The sequence below is a fragment of the Nocardia sp. NPDC052112 genome (assembly GCF_040680135.1).
Classification (GTDB): domain Bacteria; phylum Actinomycetota; class Actinomycetes; order Mycobacteriales; family Mycobacteriaceae; genus Nocardia.
Window position 1 is genome coordinate 55,841 of record NZ_JBFAWD010000013.1, and the last position, 23,794, is coordinate 79,634.

A 23,794-nucleotide genomic window follows, 5' to 3' on the forward strand; every position below is an offset into this window, starting at 1 on the left:
CTCAACAGCCGCTCCCGAACCAGCTGACCTAGGTCCACTTTTTCGGGAAAACCCCGGGGGGATTCGATGGTCCGCAACGCGGACATCCTGACGTTCGAGCAACGATTCGAGCACGCTTACCGAGTCATGAGCTCACAGCGGTTTCTGGAGATGAAGGGCCTGGTCAACGAGGTCCCCTACTTCATCCTCACCTATCGGCCGCAGGATGAGCCGAAGGTCACGAGTGCCCGGAAACGGCTGGTGACGCGACTGCGCAACGATGGCGTCGAGGTGTGCGAGATCGACCTGTGGGCATTGGCGTCGGAGCTGTGGCACGAGACCGGGATCTTCGAGCAGATACTGGCCGCCGAGCCATCGCTGCCGAAGTCGAGGTTCGGTGAGGATGTCGGGAATGTGGTGTCGCCCAGCGATTACCTGTCACCGCGGATCGCCGATCGTGTCGGTACCCACGTACCGCCGCCGCAGGTGATCGTGCTGTCCAACGTGGGGCGCTTGTTTCCGCTGATACGCGCGCACGCGATCCTCAACACCCTGCAACCACTGGTCTCCGACATCCCGGTGGTGCTGATCTTCCCCGGCTCGTACAGGCAGTCGGCCACTCAGGGCTCGTCCCTCGAGTTGTTCGACAAGCTCACCGATGACGACTACTACCGCGCTTTCGATCTCTTGGACCAAGAGGCTCACCGATGAAGATAGAACAGATCCTGGCCAAACCGATCGACCGCGATCTGGACGGTGTGGTCAAGGCGTCCAACGTTGCGCAGCTACGCACGGAGCTCAACGAGTACGTGATCACCAAGGAGATCGCCCGGCACCTCGGCGATCTATTGGACGTGTACACGCAGCCGGGTACCCCGCAGTCCAACGGCGTCTGGATCGCCGGTTTCTTCGGTTCCGGTAAGTCTCACTTGTTGAAGATGCTGGCGCATCTGCTCGGTGACGTGAAAGCGGGGGGGATCACCCGCGACGAGGTCGCCTCCGAATTCGTCGAAAAGATATCCGCCGATGACGGATTCCTTCGCGCCGCCATCCAGCGCGCGGCAGCGGTACCAGCTCGTTCTCTGCTCTTCAATATCGACGAGAAGGTCGACAAGAACGAGAAGGATCAGCCCGACGCCTTGCTGAAGGTGTTCGTTCAGGTCTTCTACGAGTCGTGCGGATTCTTCGGCCGACAGCCGTATATCGCCCGATTCGAGCGGGACCTGACACGGGAAGGGCTCTTCGACCAGTTCAGGCAGGCGTTCGAAAGGCACTCCGGCAAATCCTGGGAGAAGGGCCGCGATACGCCGACGTTTGCCGAACCCGCCGTCGAGGCCGCCTACAAGGAGATCACCGGCAATTCCCTGCGCCAGCCATTGACCAGCTATCGCGACGACTACTCGATGTCGATCGAGTCCTTCGCCGACGAGGTGGCCGAATGGCTTGCTGCTCAATCGAATCCCGCGACACGGCTGAACTTCTTCGTCGATGAGATCGGCCAGTTCATCGGCGACGACACCAAGCTCATGCTGAGCCTTCAGACCATCGCGGAGAGCCTGTTCACGCGCTGCCACGGCCGCTCGTGGGTGGTGGTGACCTCGCAGGAGGTTATGGATTCCATCATCGGCGACCGCACCAAGAGCCAGAAGCAGGACTTCTCAAAGATCCAGGCGCGCTTCGCGGTCCAGCTCAAGCTGGACTCGAAGAACGTGAAAGAAGTGGTGTCGAAGCGCCTGTTGGAGAAGACCGCGGGCGGCGCGAAGGAGCTGGAGGCGATCTACAAGCAGAATACCGATCGCTTCCGATCACTGTTCGCCTTCCAAGGCCAGCGGGTGTATCGCAACTACGCGACGGCCGACGAATTCGTCGGCACCTACCCGTTCGTGGACTACCAGTTCGAGCTGTTCCACTCCGCTATGAGCGGTCTGTCGGACAGCAATGCCTTCACTGGCCGACATGCGTCGGTGGGTGAACGGTCACTTCTGGGTGTCACCAAGGAGATCGGCTCGGCGCTGAAATCCAAGGATGTCGGCTCGCTCGCCACCTTCGATCTGTTCTATGACGGCATCGAGAATTCGGTGCTGTCCGAAGTCAAGCGGAATGTGCATCTGGCGGAAGAGAACCTCCCAGACGGCCCTTACAAGACATTGGCCATCAGGGTGCTCAAGGCACTGTTGATGACCAAGTGGAACGAGGAGTTCGAGGCGACATCCCAGTCCCTGGCGGTGCTGCTGACACCCGAGATCGAAGCGAACGTGGCGGAGCTGCGCGAGGACATCGACCGAGCGCTTCAGCTGCTGCATGCCAACACGTACGTGCAACGCAATGGCTCGACCTACACCTACCTCACAAACGAGGAGCAGGATGTCGAAAAGGCAATCAAGGGAACCGATCTCAACGAAACCGAGGTCAAGAAGCTACTGAATGACGAGGTAGTGGCGGCCTCCGGTGTGGCCGCGAAGGTCCGCCACGACAAGACCGGCACGGACCTCAAGCTGGAGCGGTGGCTCGATGGTGAGCGGCAGGGCAACAGCGCACCGCTCGGCATCCATTTCGTGACCTCGGGTGAGGGCTCGATTCAGGACATGCAGTACAAGTCCAGCGGCGAGCCGGGAACCGTCTACGTGGTACTGGACCTCAACCAGAGCACCGTCGAAGAGGTCCAGCTCTCGGTTCGCACCAAGGATTACCTTCGGCTGCAACTGCGTAAGTCAATTCCCGAAATGCGACGCCGCATTCTGGAATCCCACGGCCGCCGCAATATGGAGCGTGAAGGGGACGTCCGCAAGGCGCTGCGGGACGCGGTCGAGCACGCCACGTTCGTCCACAACGGGGCGGTACTGTCGGTCCCGGCTGGCACCGCCAAGGATCGGGTGCAGACCACCTTGCAGACCGCCATCGAGGCGAAGTACACCCGCATCAATGAGGCGAGTGGGGTCGCCGGGTACACCGAGAAGGATCTCGGTCGGCTGCTCGAGCATGAGAACGTCCTCGACTTCGAGGTCACCTCCACCCTGGAGGCATTGACCCAGCAGGTGGTCAACCGTCGGCGCATGGAGAAGACCCAGCACAAGACGACAACGGTGGCGTCGCTTGTGAACGAATTCGCATTACCCCCGTTCGGTTGGTCGACGACGGCGGTATTGGCCGCCCTCGCACACGGCGTGCGCACCGGCCGAATTCGATTGGCACTCGACGGCCGCGTCCTGGCTCGCACCCAGGTCGCGGGTGAGCTGCGGAACACCGCGAAGCACAAGAACATCAGCGTCGACGAGGTGCGGGAACAAGATCCGGCCAGGGTGACACGGCTGCGGAAGTTCCTCGCGGAGTTCTCGGACGTCACGAATCTCCCCGCCTCCGCCGAGGAGCTGGTGCGACTGGCCCGGCAGGAACTGACCAAAACGGCTGCGCTGGTCGCGGATTGGGCATCACGTAATTATCCGTTCGCCGAAGAGCTGCAACAAGCACACACGGCTGTGCTGGGCGCGACGGAGGGGCAGGAGGACGACTGGTATCTGGATGGCTTCCTCGCGGGTCCTTCCGAGGATCTCCAGGAGCTCAAGGACGATCTGCTCGATCCAATTCGCGCGTTCCTGAACGGCTCGCAATGCAAGATCGTCGACCAGGCACGCGACTTCTTGACTTCGCGCGGCATCGAGCTCGACGGCTCCGACAGCGTTGACTCAGATCACCTGCGTGCGCTGCTGGCCAATCCGCAGTTCTTCCGCGGCGACGGGGTCTCGCAGATCAAGAGACTCCATGAGGAACTGTGCGATCGGTTGAACGCGACGGTGGCCGCCGATCGGGATCGGCTGACACGGGAGGTTGAACAGCGCCGTACCGCGCTACTGGGTGAAGCCGCGTTCCGGAGCGCCACCGGAACGGCCCAGGCAGCGGCCACCGCGCGGTTCGATTCCCTGCTCACTGGGATCGAGCGGATGAACAGCCGCGGCGCGATCGCGCTGGCCCAAGCCAAGTTCGCCAGTCAGTACCAGCAGATCATCGAACAGCTCATCGTCTCGCAGCCGGTCAAAGAACCGACGAACACCGCGGGAGTGGCTGGCGATGCGGCAGCTGCGGCGAATCCCGACGAACCTGCCGCACCCCCTGTCGACGCAAAGCCCGCACCACCCCAACGAACGACCATTCAGCTGGCGTCAGTGCAGGTAGCCAATGCGCCGACCGTGCTGTCCACCCAGGAACACGTAGATACGTTCGTCGAAGCGCTCCATGCGAGCCTGCTCACGGCCATCGCGGAGGGCAAGACGGTCATCCGATGAAGAACACTGCGGCCCTGCAGAGTTTCGCCACCGCCTCGCGCCGTTCGCTGAACGAGCAGATGCGAGCCCGGATCACACAACTGCTCGACAACCCGCATGCCGCGCTGGAGTACCCGCGCGAGATCACCATGCTGAAATCCGCAGTCGCCGGTGGCGGTGTGGACGGTGCCGCCGAACAGGCCGCCTACACGTGGTTCAACCGTCTCACCGCCGCACGGTATATGGACGTGAACGGCTTTTCCGGGCTGTACCGGATCGTCTCCCCCGAAATGGGCTCGGCGTCAGCGTTGCCGGAGATTCTCACCCGCGCGCATGCCGGTGAGTTCCCCGACGAGGTTCCCGACGACGTGCGGTCGGCCGTCATCGATCTCCTGTCCGGCACCCGGGTATCGCAGGATCGGGATCTGGAGGCATACACCCTGCTGTTGCAGGCCATCTTCCGCGCCTGGCATGCGCCGATGCCGGAGGTGTTCCCCGCAGCGGTCGACTGGATTCGGCTGCTCACCCCGGTCGACATCCTCGCCTCTAACTCGGTGCGGGCGCAGGCAGTTCAGATCATGGACGACGAAGCCTGCGAGAATGTGGAAGTAGTCGGCTGGCTGTACCAGTTCTACAACGCGGAACTGAAAGCCCAGATCAACGATGCGAAGACGCCAATCGACGCGGCCGAACTTCCGCCTGTCACCCAGCTTTTCACCCCACACTGGATCGTCCGGTACCTGGTGGAGAACTCGCTCGGACGGCTCTGGCTGCGGTCCAAACCGTCCAGCGGGTTGCGGGACAGCATGGAATACTACGTCGATCCGGTTCCCGGACAAGCGGATACCGGTGTGACCGTCAGCTCGCCCGAGGAGATCCGGGTCGTCGATCCGGCTTGCGGCTCGGGCCACATGCTGACGTACGCATTCGACCTGCTGTATGCGATCTATGAAGAGGAAGGCCGCCGACAGAGCACTATCCCTCAGCTGATTCTGCGAAACAACCTTCGTGGCATGGAGATCGACACTCGTGCGGCACAGCTCGCGTCGTTCGCGTTGGCGATGAAGGCACGGAGGCTCGACCGGCGATTCCTGACTCGCGATGCGCGGCCGGACATCATTCACATCGAGCCGGTGTCGTTCACCGAGGATGAGGTTCAGGTCATCGTGGACGCGGTCGCCCATGAGGACGCCGCGGTCGACCGCGTGGCATTGGTGCGGCTTTTGTACTCGTTCACAGACGCCGACACGTTCGGATCTCTTGCTCGGGTGGATGGCGACGTGGTCGCGTCGCTCGAAGCCCAGCTCAAGGCACTTGAGCACGGCACGCACGGGCTCTATATACATAGAGCCGTCGATCGGTTGAAAACGCTTGTTCACCAAGCGAAGTCACTGGTAGATAGCCAATATCACGTGGTGGTCGCAAACCCACCCTATCTCGGCAGCGGCAATATGGGGTCGCTTCTCAAAGGATGGATAGAGAAGAACTACTCGGACGCCAAAGGCGACCTGCTCACAGCGTTCATGGTACGAGCAACAGAAATATCTGTTCCATCGGGACAATGGGGCATGATCGTACTCCCCTCGTGGATGTTTCTGAAGACCTTTGCAAAGTTTCGCGGGTGGCTCCTCAAGACACAGCGTATCGAGTCCTTCCTTCACCTTGGGCGCGGCCTGTTCGGATCCGACTTTGGATCCGATGCGTTCGTTATGACCAATGCACCCGCCTCCCCTGGATACGGAGCGATATATCGCCGCTTGTTTGAAGAGCATGTACAGGTGCGTAAGCCGGAGGTTATCGAAGCACTTTTCAAGAGTAGTTCCTACGGCCGTTTCGTAACGCTCCAATCCGACTTCTCACTTATCCCAGATTTGCCAATTGTGTACTGGCTGTCCGATGCGATGAAAGATGCGTTCACAAAAGGAGTCAGACTATCCGAGATCGCTTCACCACGACAGGGCCTCGCTACGGCGGACAACGATCGATTCCTTCGTCAATGGTTCGAGGTTTCGAGCAGTCACATTGGCTTCGGGATGGCAAACGGATTCGAGGCAAAGGAATCCGGTCTTCTTTGGTTCCCATACAACAAAGGGGGTGCGTTTCGAAAGTGGTGGGGAAATCAAGGTTACGTTGTAGACTGGCAAAATGACGGACACGCCATCAGGAACTTTGTCGACGCATCAGGCAAGCAACGTTCACGACCACAGAACACCGACCTTTACTTCAAACCGTGCATCTCCTGGTCAAACGTATCGTCAGGGCCTCCCTCCTTTCGCGAATATCCTAGCGAATTCATCTTCAGCCATGTAGGCCAAGCGGTGTTCGCCTCAAGCACTGAGATGATTTACCTGATGGGGTTCCTGAATTCATCGATATGCGAGAAAATGCTGGCAGTCCTCTCGCCAACACTGCATTTCGAGGTTGGTCACATTGCGAATCTCCCTATTCTTCCCGCGGACCCGCGTGCGGTAGCTGGAATGGTCGAAGAACTGGTGTCACTCTTCCGCGCCGACTGGAACGACTACGAGACTTCGTGGCATTTCGAGCGGAACCCGCTGGCATCATGCGGACATGGCACACTGGAGTCCCACGCTGAGACCATCTGGGACAGGGCAATATCCAATACTCATTCCGCGCAGAAGCTCGAAGAGAAGAACAACAGCTACTTTGCCAGTCTTTACGGACTGGAGGGCGAGGTGGCTACCGAGATACCATTGAGCAGGATATCCCTTGCCCGCAACCCCTACTTTAGATACGCGCCCGCAAAGAATAGTTCACTAAGCGATCGAGAATATCGCGAAATGTTCGACCGCGACCTCGCCAGAGAACTCATATCCTATGCGGTAGGCTGCATAGTGGGTCGCTACAGCTTGGATAGACCGGGGCTGGTGCTCACAGATGCAACTTCCGCTATTTCCGATTTAGATAGCAGGGTTCTCAACTCAGAATTCAGCGCTAGCGTCGACGGAATCATCCCGATCACTGCCGAACGCTATTTTGAAGATGATATTGCCACTCGACTGCGGGAATTCCTGTCCGCAGCTTTCGGAGCTGAGCACGTCGACGCGAATGTCTCATGGCTGGAAAACGCCCTCGGCAGCGGCAAGCCGATGCCGTTGCGCAAGTACTTCCTCGACAAGTTCTACAGTGACCACGTTCAGATGTACTCGAAACGTCCGATCTACTGGCAGGTCTCATCCCCGAAGGGCAATTTCAACGCATTGTTCTACCTGCACCGCTACATCCCCGCCACGCTTGGTTTGATCCACCAGAACTACGCCGAGGAGTACTGCATAAAGCTCGAAGCCCGCGTCGAGCACATCGACCACGCCCTACTGACGGCCCCCAAGGGAGAGGCCACGAAACTACGTAAGGAGCGTGAGCAATTGGGAGTGGAGCTCCGCGAGGTCCGCACCTGGATCGACAGCCACCTGTTCCCCGCCGCGACCGCGGAGATCGAGCTCGACCTGGACGACGGCGTGAAGCAGAACTATCCGAAGCTCGCGGGTGTGGTGAAGAAGGTGAGCGGTCTGTGAGTCCGGTGTCTCCGCAGCGGATCGCCGAACTGCTGGTCGGCCACTTCACTCTCTCCCCCGTGGTCACGTGGCAGGACCGGGAAGGCGAGTACACAGAAATCATCGATTCGGTCACCGAGGCACTGGCCGAACACTTCCCCGGGATCGAAACGCTCAGGGTGTCGGGCAATGAGTTCGGGGTGAAGCACGAGGTGTATGCCGCGCTCGATGCGGGCCACTCGGATTCGGTCAAGCGCCTCATATACCGCGGCGGGCCGATCCCGGAACCGTTCCGTGACAACTGGCTGTTGGACATCGAGGTCGGCTACGGGGTCTTCACGGCGGATACCTCCGCGATGCTCATGCACGATCTCGGTCTCGACGGTTACGACCTAGCAACGGTACTCGACGAGCACCCCAATGTGCTGCGAACGCCGAAGCAGGTCGCTGCGGCCCGCGAACACCTGAGTCAGCTGTCGGGCCTCTCCTCCCAGCAGGTGAACGACCATCTTCGCGGCGTATTGAGTGCCACCGCACTGGGATTACACGGCCCCGGCAGTCATCGCCTGCACCGGATTGTCGAGCGCCTGTTCGAGGATCTGACCGAGGACCGCACCGACGGCTACGAAATGCTCGTCGAACACGGACTGGACGAATTCCTATGGGAGGGCTGCGCCCGAATCTACGGGTACGACGACAAGCATGACGTCGGTGTCTTGGCGTCCTGGTTCTTCGAGCGAGCCTGGACCGGCTGGCACGGCCCGACCAATGCCGCGCGGCTCGATTTCGAACGGTGGCGTACCGATCCCGGTTGGCGCACCGTATTCACCCGTCTAGCCGAACGGGAGCAAACGCAACTCAACATCAAGGATCGGGTGTGGTCGGAGTACCCGTCGGTGGAGCAACTGGCGACACTGGACATCTTCCCGCTCGTCGACACCAAAATGCTCGCAGCGCTGACCGACAGCTTGCTCGGCAAGACGGCCACCGCGGACCAGATCGCCGCACTGGTGCGGACCAGGTCCACCACCCCGTGGTTCGGAAGACACGAACACGCCTATCGCGCAATTGAATCCGCAGCCGACTGCACGGCGCGGATCGACACCTTCGCGCCAACGATGGCCGACGCCGCCGACGGCGTACGGCGATACGTCGAAGAGTGGAACGATATCGACCGCGCCTACCGCACCTTCCGGTACCACTGCGACAAGGCGCAGGGCAGCGTCCCCCCGGAGGTCGTGAAACGAGTTGAGTACCGCTACCTCGAGGAGTATCAACGCCCACTGGCCGATACCTGGCAGCGGTACGTCGACTCCATGGATTCCTGGCAGGTACCCGGCATCACATCACTGTCCGACTTCGCGGAGAAGGATCTTCCCGCCAAGGCGAAAACGCTCGTCGTCATCTCTGATGCGCTGCGCTATGAGGTCGGCCGTGAACTCGCCGACCGCATGAACACCGAAGATGAATGGTTCAGCGCCACAATCGAACCCCGGCTCACGCCGCTGCCGTCGTTCACTCAGCTGGGCATGGCCGCACATCTGCCGCACCGGGAGTTGGAGCTTGTCGACGCCGAAACCGTACGCGCCGACGGGCAGCCCACCCGGGGGCTCACCAACCGCGACAAGATTTGGAAACAGGCTGGCGCCAAGGCGATCAGCTTCGAGGAGGCGGGTCAGAAATCGGCCGAGGAGCTCGCCAAACTGTGGTCGGAGTATTCGGCGTTGGTGGTCTACCACGATCGGATCGACGCGACCGGCGACAGCGCGAAGTCGGAGCAGCACACTCCCGACGCCTGTCGGCAGGCAATCGATGAAATCGTCGCCCTGATAGGGAAATTCGGCCGCTCCAGCATGCGGACCAGCCGTGTTCTCGTCACGGCCGACCACGGATTCCTCTATCAGTCCGCGCAGCTCGAGGACAACGACTTCCTCAGCGAACAGGCGCACGGTGACGTCATCATCGACAGCAAGCGCAGATTCGTGCTCGGGCGTGAACTGCGAACCGATGCGGCCTTCACATTATGGGAGCCAGCGCAACTGGGTCTCATCGGCAACGTGCAGGTACAGATACCGCGCTCGCTCTACCGGCTGCGCAAGCAGGGTCGCGGCGTACGGTACGTGCACGGTGGAGCGACACTGCAAGAGGTCGTGGTGCCTCTGATCGAGCTGCGGCAGAAGAAGCACCGCAAGCAGATTCGAAAGGTGAATGTCGAGCTCTCCACGACCAGCCGGACGGTTACCTCGAGCACCGTCGTGGTCACCCTCACCCAGGCGGAAGCGGTCTCCGGCTCGGTGCGCGCCCGGCATCTGCGCGTCGGTGTGTGGGCGGACGGCAAGCTGCTGTCCAATACGCGCGATGTCGATATGGACAGCACTACCGACGACATCAGGGAACGCGTGGTGCGCATCGAATTGGTACTCAGCGATGAAGCGCAGGAGTACAACGGCAAGGAGGTCGAGATCCGAGCCGATGAGATGCGGGGCGACACCCCGATCGGCTACAAGGACACCCGTGTCGTCCTGCAGCGCGGCTTCGGCGGATTCTTCGATCAGCTGTAACAAAGTGCATTGCATACGCCGCTGTGGGAAGGTTGAAGCTTGCATCCGAATGATTCCGGGCCAGGTCCGGAGCGACCACCGCTCTGGGCCCGACAAACTGACACGGAGGAACGCGAACCGGTGAGCGAGTCAACTCAGCCCGAACCACGAGCGCTGTCCGAACTCGACGCCAAGGCGAACGCTGCCTTCCCCGGTTACATCGTTCGTAAGGATCTGGTCGGGCGGGTTCGCGGCAATGCCGTCGTCCCCGGGTATGTACTGGAGTTTCTACTCGCCCAGTACGCCGCCGGAGACGACGAGGCCACCATCGACGCCGGGATCGAGAACGTACGCAACATCCTGGCCCAGCACTATGTGCATCGCGGCGATGCGGAACTGGTCAAGTCCACCATCCGGGACAAAGGCCGATACCGGATCATCGACAAGGTCGGCGTCACGCTCGACGACCGCCGGGACGTCCACATCGCCTCCTTCACCAACCTCGGGCTGCGGAACATCCCCATCAACGACGGGATCGTCAAGCGCCAGCCCAAACTGCTCACCGGCGGCGTATGGTGCATGGTCGACCTCGAATACACCTCCGGCGACATCGACGAAGCCCGCTGGTTCATCGCAGCGCTGCGGCCAATTCAGCTGGGGCAGTTCGACTTCGACGACTACGTGGCCAAGCGTTCCCAGTTCACCACAACGGAATGGATCGACCTGCTGATCCAGACCATCGGCTTCGCGCCCGAGCATCTCTCCGATCGAGAGAAGCTGCTGCAGCTGGTCCGGCTCATCCCGTTCGTCGAACGGAACTACAATCTGGTCGAACTCGGCCCCAAGGGAACCGGCAAGTCCCACATCTATTCCGAGTTCTCGCCGCACGGCATGCTCATCTCCGGTGGCGAGGTGACCGTACCAAAGTTGTTCGTCAACAATGCCAGTGGCCAGATCGGCCTGGTCGGGTACTGGGACGTGGTCGCCTTCGACGAGTTCGCCGGCCAAAAGCGCGTCGAGAAGTCGCTGGTCGATATCATGAAGAACTACATGGCGAACAAGACGTTCTCCCGCGGCATGGAGTCCACAGGTGCCGAGGCATCCATGGTGTTCATCGGCAATACGAATCGTCCGGTTCCGGCAATGCTCGCGCACTCGGACCTGTTCGAGGTCCTCCCCCAGTCCTACCACGACTCTGCCTACCTCGACCGGCTGCACCATTACATCCCGGGTTGGGAGGTATCGATCATCCGCCGTGAACTGTTCACCGACGGTTACGGTTTCGTCGTCGATTACCTGGCTGAAGCCCTCACCCACCTGCGTTCGCTCGATCTCTCCGACGGCTACACGTCGCATTTCAAGCTCTCGGACACCATCTCCACCCGCGACCGCGACGGTGTGCGAAAGACCTTCTCCGGCTTGATGAAACTCATCCATCCCAGCCGGGCCGCCACCAAGGCGGAGACCGAGGAGCTGCTGCGATTCGCCATCGAGGGCCGCAAGCGGGTCAAGGACCAGATCCTGCGTATCGACCGAACGATGGACGAGGTCAAGTTCGGGTACACGGATGCTGCGGGCGTCTGGCACGACGTTACGACGCAAGAAGAACGTGACTACCCGCAGTACTATGAACGCGATGCCGCCGACATAGACGCATCTGACCAGGTGCCTACCGTCAGTGCCATCGAAGCACAGCCCGCGTCAGTCGATTTGGTGCCCAAGACGATCGACATTGCCGACAACTCGCGCGGCCACTCCTATCGCACCCTGATTACTCCCTACCTCCGGGATGCTCGCCAGATCACAATCGTCGACCCCTACATTCGAAAACCTCACCAGCTGCAGAATCTGTTCGAGCTCCTCGCTGACATCGCAGCCATGAAGCCGCTCGACGGCGAGGTCAAGGTTCATCTGGATACCGTCGAGGAGACCAAGACTCCGGAGTTCCGGCATAAGCAGACGGTCGCGTTGATCGAGATCCAGAAGGCAGTTCTCGAGGCGGGGATTGAATTCAGCTGTCAGTTCCGCGATCAAGCTGCTCTGCATGACCGCTGGATCACGACCGATACCGGATGGCGAGTCATCCTGGGACGCGGACTCGACATGTTCCAGCCGTACGAGTCTCGTTACGATCTGCGGGCCCAGGTGCCCGAACTGCGCCGGATGAAGTCCTGCACGATCACCTATACGCGTACTTCCGACTAGTCGGATGTAGCCGAGTCAAGCAGTCTCACCCAGGCGAAGACCAATTCGTGCCGGACCAAGGCATTGACTGGTTTGCCGTCATTACGCCGTTCCAGCACTGGGCCCCCGGTGACCTTCGTGAAAGCCACCACCGCCAACGTCGCATCGACTCGCCCGTCGAGACTGTCCACCTACCGCAACGGCAGCCGACCCCGCCGCCAGACAACCTACCCTCCCAAGTTACGGACCAGCGCGCACACCGCGTATCCAGCAACGTCACCAGATGCCATCGCACACAAGGGGATCTGCAATCAACGGTTTGCAATCACCTCTAGACTGTGTCATTCTGTTCTACTCGGATCGTCCGGGTCACCCAACTGGGTGATCGCGATAAGGGATTCCAATGCATAACGGGCACAACGTCGATCAGGTCGCTCAGAGTCAGTCACTCGACGTACGAACCTCCGTCCGATCCGGGCTTCTATTAGCGCTAAGGTAGGCGCAAGCACCGAGTTTCGCGCGTCGCATCCCGCTGATGTGAACAGGCGCTTGCATTGGTCACGGTAATCAGCGTCACCGGCAGCGCCCGGGATTGAGCATGCTGTCTCTCCAATCCCGTTGACACACGGACCAATAACCCGAACGGCCAGGCGCATCTATCACGGCGACCGCACTCGCCCGCCTGCGCATCGAAGCAGCTGGAACCAGGATCGAACCGAGAGTACTTTCTCCCGATTTCACTGTCACAGAACGAAATTCGTCATTCGCAGAACAATCTTGACCATTATCACGACCGTCGGCGATCGGGCCGGAAACCCCACGCCACCCGTTCAACAGCGAGGTGTCGCGGCGCATAGCTGAGCCCCATTGCGAACAATCATCCACTGGCAGTACCGAAGCAAAGGAAATAACCATGATCGAAAATCACATGGGCCTGATGGAACACGACGGCCTGGACAAGGCGCTCACGGCCGCTTCCGCCGATGCGGCAGCGGCAGGAGCTCGTGTCTTCCCCTGCACCGTATTCCAACAGGGACAGCGGACGATGATCTCGACCTCATTCCCGTATTCTTTTCTCTCCCACCAGGTCGTCTCCGAATCCGTCGACAAGGGCGGCGATCCCACCAACACCACGAACCGGCCCCTGATGACCGACCACGTGAAGAACATCAACAGCTACGTGCGAGAGAACCAGGACGACTACATCCTGCCGCCGGTCACCCTGAATGCGCGTCAGCTGCCCGCGCTGCACGTGCCCCGCGGCAATTTCAAGAACCGGCTGGGCTTCATGGTCATTGGTGACAGCGTCCGGTTCTACGTAACGGATGGTCAGCATCGCATCACCGCCATCAAGGGCCACGGCGTCGGTCGGTCTGCTATTCCGGGGCTGGTAGATCTGGGTATCGGCTTCGAAGACGACAGCCTTGCGGTGCTCATCGTCGTCGAGGACGACCTCAAACGCATCCATCAGGACTTCGCGGATGCCGCACAGACCAAGCAGATTCCGGCAAGTCTGCTCGCGGTATACAACACTCGCGAGCCCGTCAACAGTGTGCTCGCGGACCTCGTCGAGCAGACCCGCCTCTTCCGAGGCCGAGTCGATTCCACCGCGAAAACCCTCCCGAAGGCCTCGCAGGCGGTCTTCCTGCTCAACCAGGTTCGTCAGTTCGTCAAGGAGTTGCTGTTCGCCGACTACGCCCTGTCCGAGGATTCGGTCGCGCGACAGAGTGCCCAGCTCCTCGGGAACAAGACGACCCGCGACGAATTTGTCACGGATGCAGTCACTCTCATCGAGACCATGTCCGAACACATGGATCCGTGGCGCGAGATCTGTGAACTGCCCACCAGCGGCGGACCCGCCAACCAGGTCGCGGACTTCCGGCAGAAGTACATCAATATGACAGCGACGGGACTCGTGGTGATCGGTCGTGTCGCGTTCGAGATCCGCAAGAGCCCCGACCTCACCTGGCGATCCGAACAGTACAAGCGCCTCGCCACCGAGATCGATTGGCGGCGTATCGCAACGATATGGCGCAACAACATCATCTCGACAGACGACAAGGTCTCGACCCAACGCGGCCCAGTTCGGGATGCCTCGAACAAGGTCAAGGAGCAACTCGGGCTGATCCCAGACGCACAGTGATAACTGGGAATCTCGTCACCGATCCGCCGCTGCCTGCCCGTGCCGATGCTGCGGGACGCAGCTTGCCCCTCCACAACCGAACCCGAATACACCGCCGAACCCACTAGACCACAACCGGTTCCACCCGGATACGGCGCGCCGCCGAGATACTTGCCGCCGCAGATCACGCTTTGCTGTTCATCTCATCCCGGAGCGGCCGAGCCGCCGCCGCAGGCAAAAATCGAATCAGGTTGCACCCCAATAGCTTTCCCAACCATCATGCGTGTCGGACCGACGTCGCTCGGCCGTGTGTTCCGGCCTGCCCGACCCGACGTCGTGCAGCACCAAAAGGAGAGATGAAATGCGAACCCGGCGTGAGGCTCTGCGGGTGCACGCCGACCACGCCTGGCAGGTAAAGCGTCGCATCTTCTCCCACAGACGCCGTTCGAGCTGAATCACCCGACAACTCAACACAGGGGACGGATCAGCGTCCCGCCCGTCTCACCAAGGCCGCGCTGCCTCGGTCAGATCTCGCACGCCCATCTACGGAGTCGCAGTCGGCTACCCCGGCCATGGCCGATGCCTGGGCGACATTCGAATCCCTGTGCCCCGCAGGCGAATACCTCGTTCCACTCGGCGGACCTTCCGCCCATCCACTCCCCTTGGAGGAAATCCGATGACAACCGACCTCTCCTTCGCCGCGTTCGACGTGGAGACCGCCAACCCCAAACGCGGCAGCATCTGCTCGATCGGCGTCGCCGTCGTGCGCGGCGGTGTCCGGGTGGCTACCCACACGTGGTTGTGCCGGCCCCCGGCGCCGATCGGCGAATTCTCGCCGTACAACGTGCGCGTCCACAAGATCACCCCGGCCGATGTCGCTGGTCAGCCCGGCTTCGCACAGCGGCTGCCCGAGGTGTTGGCGGTGATCGGTGGCCTGCCGGTGGTCGCGCACAACGCCGCATTCGACATGGACAACCTCACCCGAGCGTGCTCCTTCACCGGTGCTGACCTGCCGGACTGGATGTATGGATGCACTTACGCGTGGTCGAAAAGGCAACTGTCGCTGGAGAAATACAGGTTGCCCTACGTCGCGGGCGCTCTGGGTGTCACGCTGGACGACCACCATCATGCCGGTGCCGACGCGGCCGCCACGGCCGATATCGCGATCGGACTCGCCGCTCTCGCCGGTGCGAACAGCCTCGCCGACCTGGCCACCGCCAATGGCAGTCAGCTCCAACGGCTCGGGCGGGCACGCCACCGGGCGGGCCGATGAATAGCCCCGACACCACGGCCCCGAGGACGGGAGTCGAAGCACCGAACCTCGCTGCCATCCTCAATCCCCACAACACATTTGGAGACAATCCCATGCACAAGATCACCGTCGCCGCCTTGGTCGCCGCAACGGCGGCGTTCGTCACCGCCACCGCGGGTACCGCGTCCGCGGAAACACACGTCCGCCACTACTCCGGATACGGCGCCGAATTCGCCTGCAACGCTGATAAGGCCGCGCTCGGCAGCGTGCCGAACGCGGTCGTCCTCTGCGACCGGCTGAACAACGGGGTCTACCGGCTTTCGATCGTGCCGCACGCCGAGATTCCGCTGCACCTGCTCACGCTCATGGCAACCGGCAGCTTCGACGGACTGTCCTGAACCCCGCACCCGACCTGAAGGACTTGATCAGACATGACCGGACCATCCGACAAATCACTCGAGGACGACGGACCTACCGCACCGTCGCTGCCGGACGTACCCACGCCGCACCCCGAGCCGCCAGTGCCCGCCCGCGTCAACTTCACACCGACGCCGCGACACATGACGTACCCTCCGCAACCGGTCCAGGGTCCACCACCGAACTCGTATTCGCCTGGACCACAACCGGTTCCACCCGGGTATGGTGTGTCGACGCCACCGCCGATGTATCCGCAGATGCCGATCATTTCGGTCACCCAGAACAACACCACGGGCCGCGGAGTCGTCTACGTACGCCCCGGGGTCAACCACGGACTGCATTTGGTACTCACGCTGCTCACCTGCGGCCTCTGGGCACCGATCTGGATCATCCTGTGGGTGTTCGACGCCATGAATCGCAAGTGATCACGATATTTCCGCGCACATCAGCACCATCGCAGGTGCGCGCGGCAGGGCTCGATTCGAATCCGAGGTCCGCACCTCGAACGGCTCGTGCGCGACAGTGTCCGAATCATTCCCCACGTCGACGCAGTCTGCGGTATGAATTGTTCGGGTTCCGATGAGCTTTGACAGGTGGGGAGGAGATGAGCTCGTGTCCAGTGATCTTCAGCGCGAACCACACGCATGGCTGATCCGCAGCGGGCGAAACGGGGAACGCGAGAGCCGAGCGCTGAGCGAGGGCCTCGCGATAGTCGGTTGGGCTGAGGTCGGCGATCTGAGCGCCTATCAGACGTGGCAAGAGCTCACTGCCGCACTACAGAAGGCATACCCGAACGCCGGCCGAACGGTGATCGGTAACTGGACCGGTCAACTCTGGAAATTCGACACCGAGATCAAGTACGGCGACCTGGTGCTCATGCCGCTGAAGACCCGGCCCGGATACGTGGCGGTCGGCCGAGTGAGCGGACCTTACGAGTATCGAGCCGATGAGCCCGAGGACTTTCGGCAGGTGCGAAAGGTCGATTGGGTTCGTCCCGATTTGCCGTGGGAAGCGATCAGGCCGGATTTGCGAGCCAGTCTCGGCTCGCTGCTGACCGTATGCGGGTTGACGCGCCACGACGCCGCTGCGCGCATCGCCCACCTGGCAGCACTTGGCACCGATCCCGGTTTCGACGGCGACGAAGAGGTCACCAGTTCGGCTGAACTGCTCGAGGACGCGGCCACCCGGGATGCGTCGAAGCCCCGTGAGTTGACAATCCGAAGCCTGCTCGAGCACTGGGGGCTCGAACGCCGAACCGCGCCAGTCATTTCCACGATCAAATCCGACCTCGCGAGCAAGGGGTTGACCACTCGTCCAGCATTCACCGAAGGCGCGCTGAGCGACATCGTGGCGTTGGTGCCGCTCGGCACAGAGCCCGGCGGCCCGTCCACAGTGACCAATGGCGGCGAGAACATCGAGGACGTCGAAGACGTGACCGAGCCCGAACCCATGTCCCGCCGCTTGGGCAGTCTTCCGGCCCGTTTGGTTTCGGTGTACTCATCTGTCGATCTCACCTTCGCCAAAACACTGATGCTGCAACATCAGTTCTCACAGGTCGCGGTGATCGACGAAGACGGCACGTACCACGGCGCGGTGACCTGGGAATCGATCGGACAAGCTCATATCGCCAGTGAGGACCCGACTTTGGCGAATGCCACGGTTCCGGCTCTTGTCGTCGACCACGATGCGCTGCTGCTCGACCAGATCAGCGTGATCTACGACAAGGGTTTCATCTTCGTCCGCGATCCGGATCGTGTCCGCGTTACCGGTATCCTCACCGCCTCGGACCTCACTTGGCAGTTCGGCACCCTCGCAAGGCCTTTCGTACTCATCGAAGAAGCAGAGAACCGACTCCGGCGAGCGGTCGAGCACTTCGATCTCGATGACTTGAAAGCGGCGGTCCCACCCCACCAGAAGTCTCGTGTCAAAGACGCCGCAGATCTCACCTTCGGCAACTATGTGCATCTGCTCAAAGATCCCGATCGCTGGAGGAAGCTCGGATGGCGACTCGATCATGACCAAGTCGTGGAACTCCTGAGTAGGGTTCGTAATGTGCGAAATGATTTGATGCACTTTGCCACGGATCCGTTGTCAGAGGACAAGTACGCCGCCGTAAACGGACTGCTCATGCTGCTCCGCACGGCCGAACCGAGTCCGTAGGGAAAGTTGTCAACAGCTCCGCACATCGCGTGGATGCCCGGAGCCGCCGTCTTCAAGCCATCACGCCGGCAACAACTCCCGCCCGTCCCAGGTGAATCGCGCCGTGGTCACTGCATCATCGCCATCTCCACCCACGATCTGATGGATCGCGATCCCGCTCAACTCCGCATACGTGCACCACTCGTGATCCGAGGTCAGCATCAGGTCCAGGTCCAACGCCGACAGCAGCGCGAAGATCTGGCCGCGGTTGGCGGTGTCGACGCCGACGAACACCTCGTCCAGGAGGATGGCTCGGGGTGCTTGTGGCGCAGCCTGATAGTGCGCGGCGACGGCGGCGAACAATGGCAGGTGCAGTGCGATGGCCTTCTCGCCGCCGGACAGCGCACCGTGCAGCTTCTTGGTCAGCTCCTTGTAGCCCTCGCCGTTCCCCCGATCGATCTTGACTACGAACCGATGCCACGCCGTGTAATCGAAGACCTGGGCGAGTTGCTGCTCCCAGCTGGTGGCGGTGTCATCTGCTTTGGCTTCTTCGATGCGGTCGCGAAGGAAGGTGTGCAGGGATTCTCGGTCGGCGTCGCTCAGCCGGACCGGGTCCTTGAGCAGCAGATCGCGGGCCGCCTTCGTGCCCGGTGGAAGGTCTTGCCCCACTTGCCAAACCAACTGCACGGCAACGTTCGACGCGGTGCGCACCCGCTCGAGACGTGCATTCATCCCGTCGACGAGTTCGTTTGCCTGCCGGATGCGGGCGGCGAGGTGTCGCCGGGTATCGCCGGTCAGCGTCTGATCGAACAGCTGTCGTTCCTGCTCGGTGATCTCGTTCTTGCTCTGGTCCGCTTCGGCGCTCAAGATACGCAGTAGCTCGGCGCATCCGACGCGAACCCCGTCGACAACAGCGGTGAAAACCTGTACGTCGTCGTCGGTTTCGAGGTCGAGATCGGCGCGGGCGGACAGCGCGGTGCGGCATTCGTGGACGGAGTCTGCTAGGCGACGCAACGCATCACCGAGGTTCGCGGGGGTGTGTGGGATGGTCGGCCAGGCCGCGGCGACCGATCGGGCCGCGTCGAGTGCAGCACGGACGCCTTCCGAGCCCGCGAGAGTTTCGCGGAACGTCGGCAGATCCGGGATTTCGCTGTCGGCCGGGAAGATTCCGCCGGACAGGTGCCGGAAACGTAGCGCGAGAGCGTCTCGCTGTGTGGCGGCCAGGTCGCGGGCTTCGGCATCGGTGCGGTGCTGGGCTTCGAGGCTGCCCAGTTTTCCGGCGAGGTCGGTAACCGTTGTCCGGTTGTGCTCCACGCTGTCGGTGAGTTCGTCGATTCGGCTGCGCAGCTGGTCGATTTCGGTCAGCACCGAGCGGTAGTCGCGGCCGACGGATTCCTCGATGGCCGCGAGTTCGGCGGCCAGGCCGCGGTGCTCGTCCTCGGCCGCCGCAGCGGCTTCGGCTCGTGCCACGGCTTCCGCGGCGGAGGATTCGGCGCGATCGGCCCGGTCGGCGGCGGTGGCACGGGCCGCGCGCAGATCGCGGTGGGCGTCGAGCCAGGTCTCGGCTTGGCCGGAGAAGTCTTCGATGGCACTGTCCAGCAAGGAAAGAGCGGCGCGGTCGGTGGGTAGGCCGGTTTCCGCCGCGAGGGCGGACAGCGCGTGCAAAGCACGTTTGACCGCGACTTGTTCGGCGGTTACGTTGTCCAGCCGTTCACGGACCAGGTGGTCGGCGGCGGCCAAGTCGGATTCGGTTCGGGTGAGCCGCTTCTCGGCAGCGGTCAGCAGGTCGTGTTTCGGTCGGGAGTCGCGTTCGAATTCGATGAGCTCACGCACGGTCGCCAACTGTTGGCGGTCGGTGCGCAGCCGTTCCAATGTCCGGTCGTAGTCGGCGATCTCGTCTTCGAGCTGCTGAATGTGACGTTGCCTGGTGCGCTCGCGGGTCGCGGCACCGATGTAGGCGGGTTGTTCCTTGGACCAGCTGCCGGTGAGATTGCCAATGCGCCAACCGCCGTCGGCACCGACCGCGACCACCGATCCGGTCGGCAACTGTTCGTCGAACGCGATCGCGGCCAGCAGCCGACGGACGACGACGGCGTCGACCTCAGCATCTGGAACAGCAACAAGCACTTCAGCCAAAGATCGGCCGGTGACTGGTATCAGCGCGTCCGAGTCGGCAAAGACATCGTGTCCTTCGATGTCGCCGCGCGGCCCGATCCACGCATCCAACAGCCCGGCGGATTCGAGCGCGGCTTCGATTCCCGCGGCGCTCGCACCGGGCAGATCCGGCGCGAAGTCGACCAGCCGCCACAGCGGCGCGCCCACCATCCGGCCACGGTCTGCGGTGCGCCAATGTGGCGGCGCGGGCGAAATGTCGTGTTCATCCGCCAGCCGATCCCGATCGGCGATCCGTTGCTCACGCTCGCGCCGGGCGTCGCTGATTTCCTTCTCGCACAAGGTTGTTCGTCCGGCTACGACCTCGAGCGCCGCAGTCGCGACTTTGTTCACCGCTTCGATCACCACCGATTCACGATCCGCGAGATCGGCCAGCGCAACCGCGTCGGCGAACGAAAGTGCGCGGCAACCACTCGCCCAGTCCTGCAGGCGATTACGCAGTTCTTCGAGTTCCCGCTCTCGTTCCTCGGAGGCCTGGAGGTTGGCTTCCCTGGCGTCCGCGAAAGCTGTGCGCGCCGACTCGAGATCTCTTTCGGCCGCGGTACGCAGTCCTACGGCGCGTTCGTGTTCGTCCAGTGCACCGGCCATGGCACGCATGCGATCTCGCTTGCTGCGCACCGTGCCGCGCAATAGCGCCCGCGCCGCACTCCCGCAGGGGTCGTTCGCGAGTTCGTCGTACACACCGCCGAGCCCGGCGCGATGCCCACTCTGTTGCGCTTCGATACCGCTGTCGGTGGCGATGCGTTCCCGGCCCCGCTCCGCCTCGATCGCCGTCGCATGCTCGGCGGCATCGTTCTCTGCGATCTGACGCAGCCGCTGTTCCTCGGCGCGGGCCTTGATCGCGCGCTGTTGCGCACCGCGCGTCTGTTTGCGGAGCTCGTCGAGTTCCAAACCCTGCTTGTATGCCTCGGATTTCATCAATCCATCTCGTCGCGCCCGCGCACTCGACAGATCCACATTCTCCGTCCGGATGCGTTCCTGGACATCGTGTTTGTGCTGCGCAACGCGAGCATGTTCTTCGGCCGACTGCTTGGCGACAGCCGAGAGCCGGTCCAATTCCGAAGTCGCGGAAATGAGTCCGGCGGCTCCGGCACGCAGCACCCGCTGGGCATAGGTCCGCTGCTGCCTGGCCAGCGTGCGGGTAGCCGCGACCTCTGCGTCCAAGCGGACGAGCCGCTCCCGCTGTGCGTCGAGTCGTTCGAACCCCTCTGCGAGATCGGCGATTTCGGCCTGGCCCAGCGGCGGTAGGGCCCGGGACAGCAAGGTCGACAACAACGATGGATCGAGCCGTTGCGAGAGTTTGGGAGTCCGCAGCTGCAGCAATGCCGTGATGAGCGCGTCGTAGCGCTGCTCGGTCAGGGTCGGGAACAGCGTCGAACGCACCTCGTCGCGATACTCGGCCGCATTGTCACACACCTTGCCATCGGCACCGATGCGCTCTGCCAGGGCCGCGCGGGTCAATGGGCGACCGGAGTCGGTCAGTTCGAGACCGCCGAGGGTGCCAGCTCCACTGATCCGCAACGCGGTGATGAAGTAGTCCGCGTGTACCGAAGTGGTTCGGCTGGTGGCCTGCAGCCGGGCTCCACAGGTGAACCATTGATCGGTCGCCCCGGGCAGTCGGAACTCCAACCACACGTAACCGACCCGGGTAGCACCGGATGCGCCCTCCCCCATCATGTTCCAATGCATGGTCCGCTCACTGGTACCGAATGTCGATAGCCGGTTGGCCCGCAGATTCGCATCGAAGAGGTACGGCAGCAACAACTCCAAAGCCTTCGATTTGCCACTGCCATTCGGCCCGCGCAGTAGCAGGCGGCCCTCATGGAACTCGAAAACCTCGTCGTAGTAGCGCCAAACGTTGAGAATGCCCGCCCGAGTTGGTTTCCATCGAACGGGTTCGACGATATCCGGAAACGACTGCGGCAGCTCGGTCACGGTCACTGAGATTCCTCTGTCGTATCGGAGGTTCGGATTTCGCTGACGCGGTAGCGCGCCGCTGCGTGTCGCGGCGCCACCAGCCCGGATGCCGACGTGCGCACCAGCCCGAACGACTTCAGCTCGGATACCGCGTCGGAAACCAGCTCGCGCGCACCATCGTCGCCGCGGTAACTGCGAGCCCAGCGCGGGAACCGTTCCAGCAGTTCGGCGGCGGCGCGCTGCAACTGCTCGACTGTGGTCGGCCCCGGCATGGTATCCAGGAGCAGCAGGGCGGCCACCTTCGCGGTTGCCGCGTCATCGGGAAAACGGCTGTCGGTGGCAATGCCGTCCGGGTCGACCAACAGCACCCCCTCCGCACGTTCCTCGAGCACGAATCCACCTTGTTCGGCGGCGCGGCGCATGAGCTGTCTGCCGGTGGGCGAGGCGAGGTAGGCACGCTCGTCCGGGGTGAGCTCGTCGAAGTAGACGACCGGATCGTCGATCAACCGACGAAAGACACTGTGGCGCAACCATAAATTGCGCTGGGTGTCGGACACACCGGCGATATCGGCGTGCCTGCCCGACACCGAACCGGCCAGGCCGTAGCGACCCTCCCGGGTGAGCTCCGCGAGCAGTTCGTCGAACCGCAACGGCACCTCCTCGGCGGGCAGGCCCAGCTGCGAGGGGCCTACCGGGGTCGCCAGCAGCCGTAACAGCAAGGTCGTGTCGACCCGGAAGAGCACCTTGGCCGCGTCCGACTCCACGTACGCGTCGGCGGCACCGTCGAGCGCATCGAGCACGCCGAATGATTCCAGCAGGCGAAGGACATCCACGAACGCCCGCCGCTCCTCGCGGCTGGCGGTATCGAAGTTCGCCACCAACGGATCTGCCGCGCTGGCCGCGCGCACCCGTCCGGCCAACAAGCCGATCGTGGTCACTGGTGCGGCGAACAACTCGGCGGCGACCACACACAGCAGGACGTAGCGGCGGCGATCGAACTCCGTTCTGGTCGAACGCAATCGCCGTGCCGGTCGAGTCGCGTCGAGGGCGGGACGCACCTTCACCAGGCGGGCGTAACCGAGCCGCGGTTCGACCATCAACGTCCACCCGCAGTAGTAGTCGAACCATTTCGCGATCGGATCGCGCCGTCGTCGAATGACATCGAAGATTTCCGGCGCCGACCGTTCGGTGATCAGCGGGTCGGCGAGCAGATGCCGCACACCGCGCGTTATCTCCTCACGCTCGGCGATCACCAGTTGGTTGGCGAGGTCGCTCATGCCTGCGCCTCGCTGACGCTC

The 23,794-nt window shown here is 62.2% G+C and carries 12 protein-coding genes; 10 read left to right on the plus strand and 2 right to left on the minus strand.

The genetic code is table 11. From position 1 onward, the window contains the following. Positions 1-66: 66 nt before the first annotated feature. From AB0L58_RS24655 to AB0L58_RS24700, 10 genes are all read left to right on the plus strand, one after another. Entirely contained in the window at positions 67-690 is a 624-nt protein-coding gene (locus AB0L58_RS24655) for a DUF1788 domain-containing protein (RefSeq protein WP_364389981.1), read from the plus strand. Continuing rightward, complete coding sequence (gene brxC, locus AB0L58_RS24660; protein ID WP_364389982.1) at positions 687-4,259, plus strand: BREX system P-loop protein BrxC; 3,573 nt, start codon at positions 687-689, stop codon at positions 4,257-4,259. Before AB0L58_RS24655 ends, brxC begins: the two co-directional genes overlap by 4 nt. Beyond that, the gene (pglX, locus tag AB0L58_RS24665) at positions 4,256-7,774 is read left to right on the plus strand and encodes a BREX-1 system adenine-specific DNA-methyltransferase PglX (RefSeq protein WP_364389983.1); all 3,519 of its coding nucleotides are present in this window, start codon (positions 4,256-4,258) and stop codon (positions 7,772-7,774) included. The genes brxC and pglX overlap by 4 nt, the downstream gene beginning before the upstream one ends. Then, positions 7,771-10,314, plus strand: coding sequence for a BREX-1 system phosphatase PglZ type A (gene pglZ, locus AB0L58_RS24670; RefSeq protein ID WP_364389984.1), 2,544 nt, complete (start codon positions 7,771-7,773; stop codon positions 10,312-10,314). The genes pglX and pglZ overlap by 4 nt, the downstream gene beginning before the upstream one ends. Before the next feature lie 120 nt (positions 10,315-10,434). Next, positions 10,435-12,498: a BREX system Lon protease-like protein BrxL gene (gene brxL, locus AB0L58_RS24675; RefSeq protein ID WP_364389985.1), complete on the plus strand. Its 2,064-nt coding sequence runs from the start codon at positions 10,435-10,437 to the stop codon at positions 12,496-12,498. An 892-nt stretch (positions 12,499-13,390) separates the two neighbouring features. Next, a complete protein-coding gene (locus tag AB0L58_RS24680; RefSeq protein WP_364389986.1) occupies positions 13,391-14,620 on the plus strand; it encodes a DNA sulfur modification protein DndB in 1,230 nt (409 codons plus the stop codon). A 655-nt stretch (positions 14,621-15,275) separates the two neighbouring features. Then, the gene (locus AB0L58_RS24685) at positions 15,276-15,872 is read left to right on the plus strand and encodes an exonuclease domain-containing protein (protein WP_364389987.1); all 597 of its coding nucleotides are present in this window, start codon (positions 15,276-15,278) and stop codon (positions 15,870-15,872) included. 92 nt (positions 15,873-15,964) lie between these two features. Further along, entirely contained in the window at positions 15,965-16,249 is a 285-nt protein-coding gene (locus AB0L58_RS24690) for a hypothetical protein (RefSeq protein ID WP_364389988.1), read from the plus strand. Between the two features lie 276 nt (positions 16,250-16,525). After that, positions 16,526-16,693 (plus strand): hypothetical protein, encoded by a 168-nt coding sequence (locus AB0L58_RS24695; RefSeq protein WP_364389989.1) that lies wholly within the window; start codon positions 16,526-16,528, stop codon positions 16,691-16,693. Between the two features lie 187 nt (positions 16,694-16,880). Continuing rightward, positions 16,881-18,428, plus strand: coding sequence for a CBS domain-containing protein (locus AB0L58_RS24700; protein WP_364389991.1), 1,548 nt, complete (start codon positions 16,881-16,883; stop codon positions 18,426-18,428). A gap of 60 nt (positions 18,429-18,488) precedes the next feature. On the opposite strand, the gene AB0L58_RS24705 is transcribed toward AB0L58_RS24700, so the two are convergent. Further along, entirely contained in the window at positions 18,489-22,520 is a 4,032-nt protein-coding gene (locus AB0L58_RS24705) for a TIGR02680 family protein (protein ID WP_364389993.1), read from the minus strand. Then, on the minus strand, positions 22,517-23,773 hold the full coding sequence (locus AB0L58_RS24710) for a TIGR02678 family protein (protein ID WP_364389995.1): 1,257 nt from the start codon (positions 23,771-23,773) through the stop codon (positions 22,517-22,519). Before AB0L58_RS24710 ends, AB0L58_RS24705 begins: the two co-directional genes overlap by 4 nt. Positions 23,774-23,794: the final 21 nt, after the last annotated feature.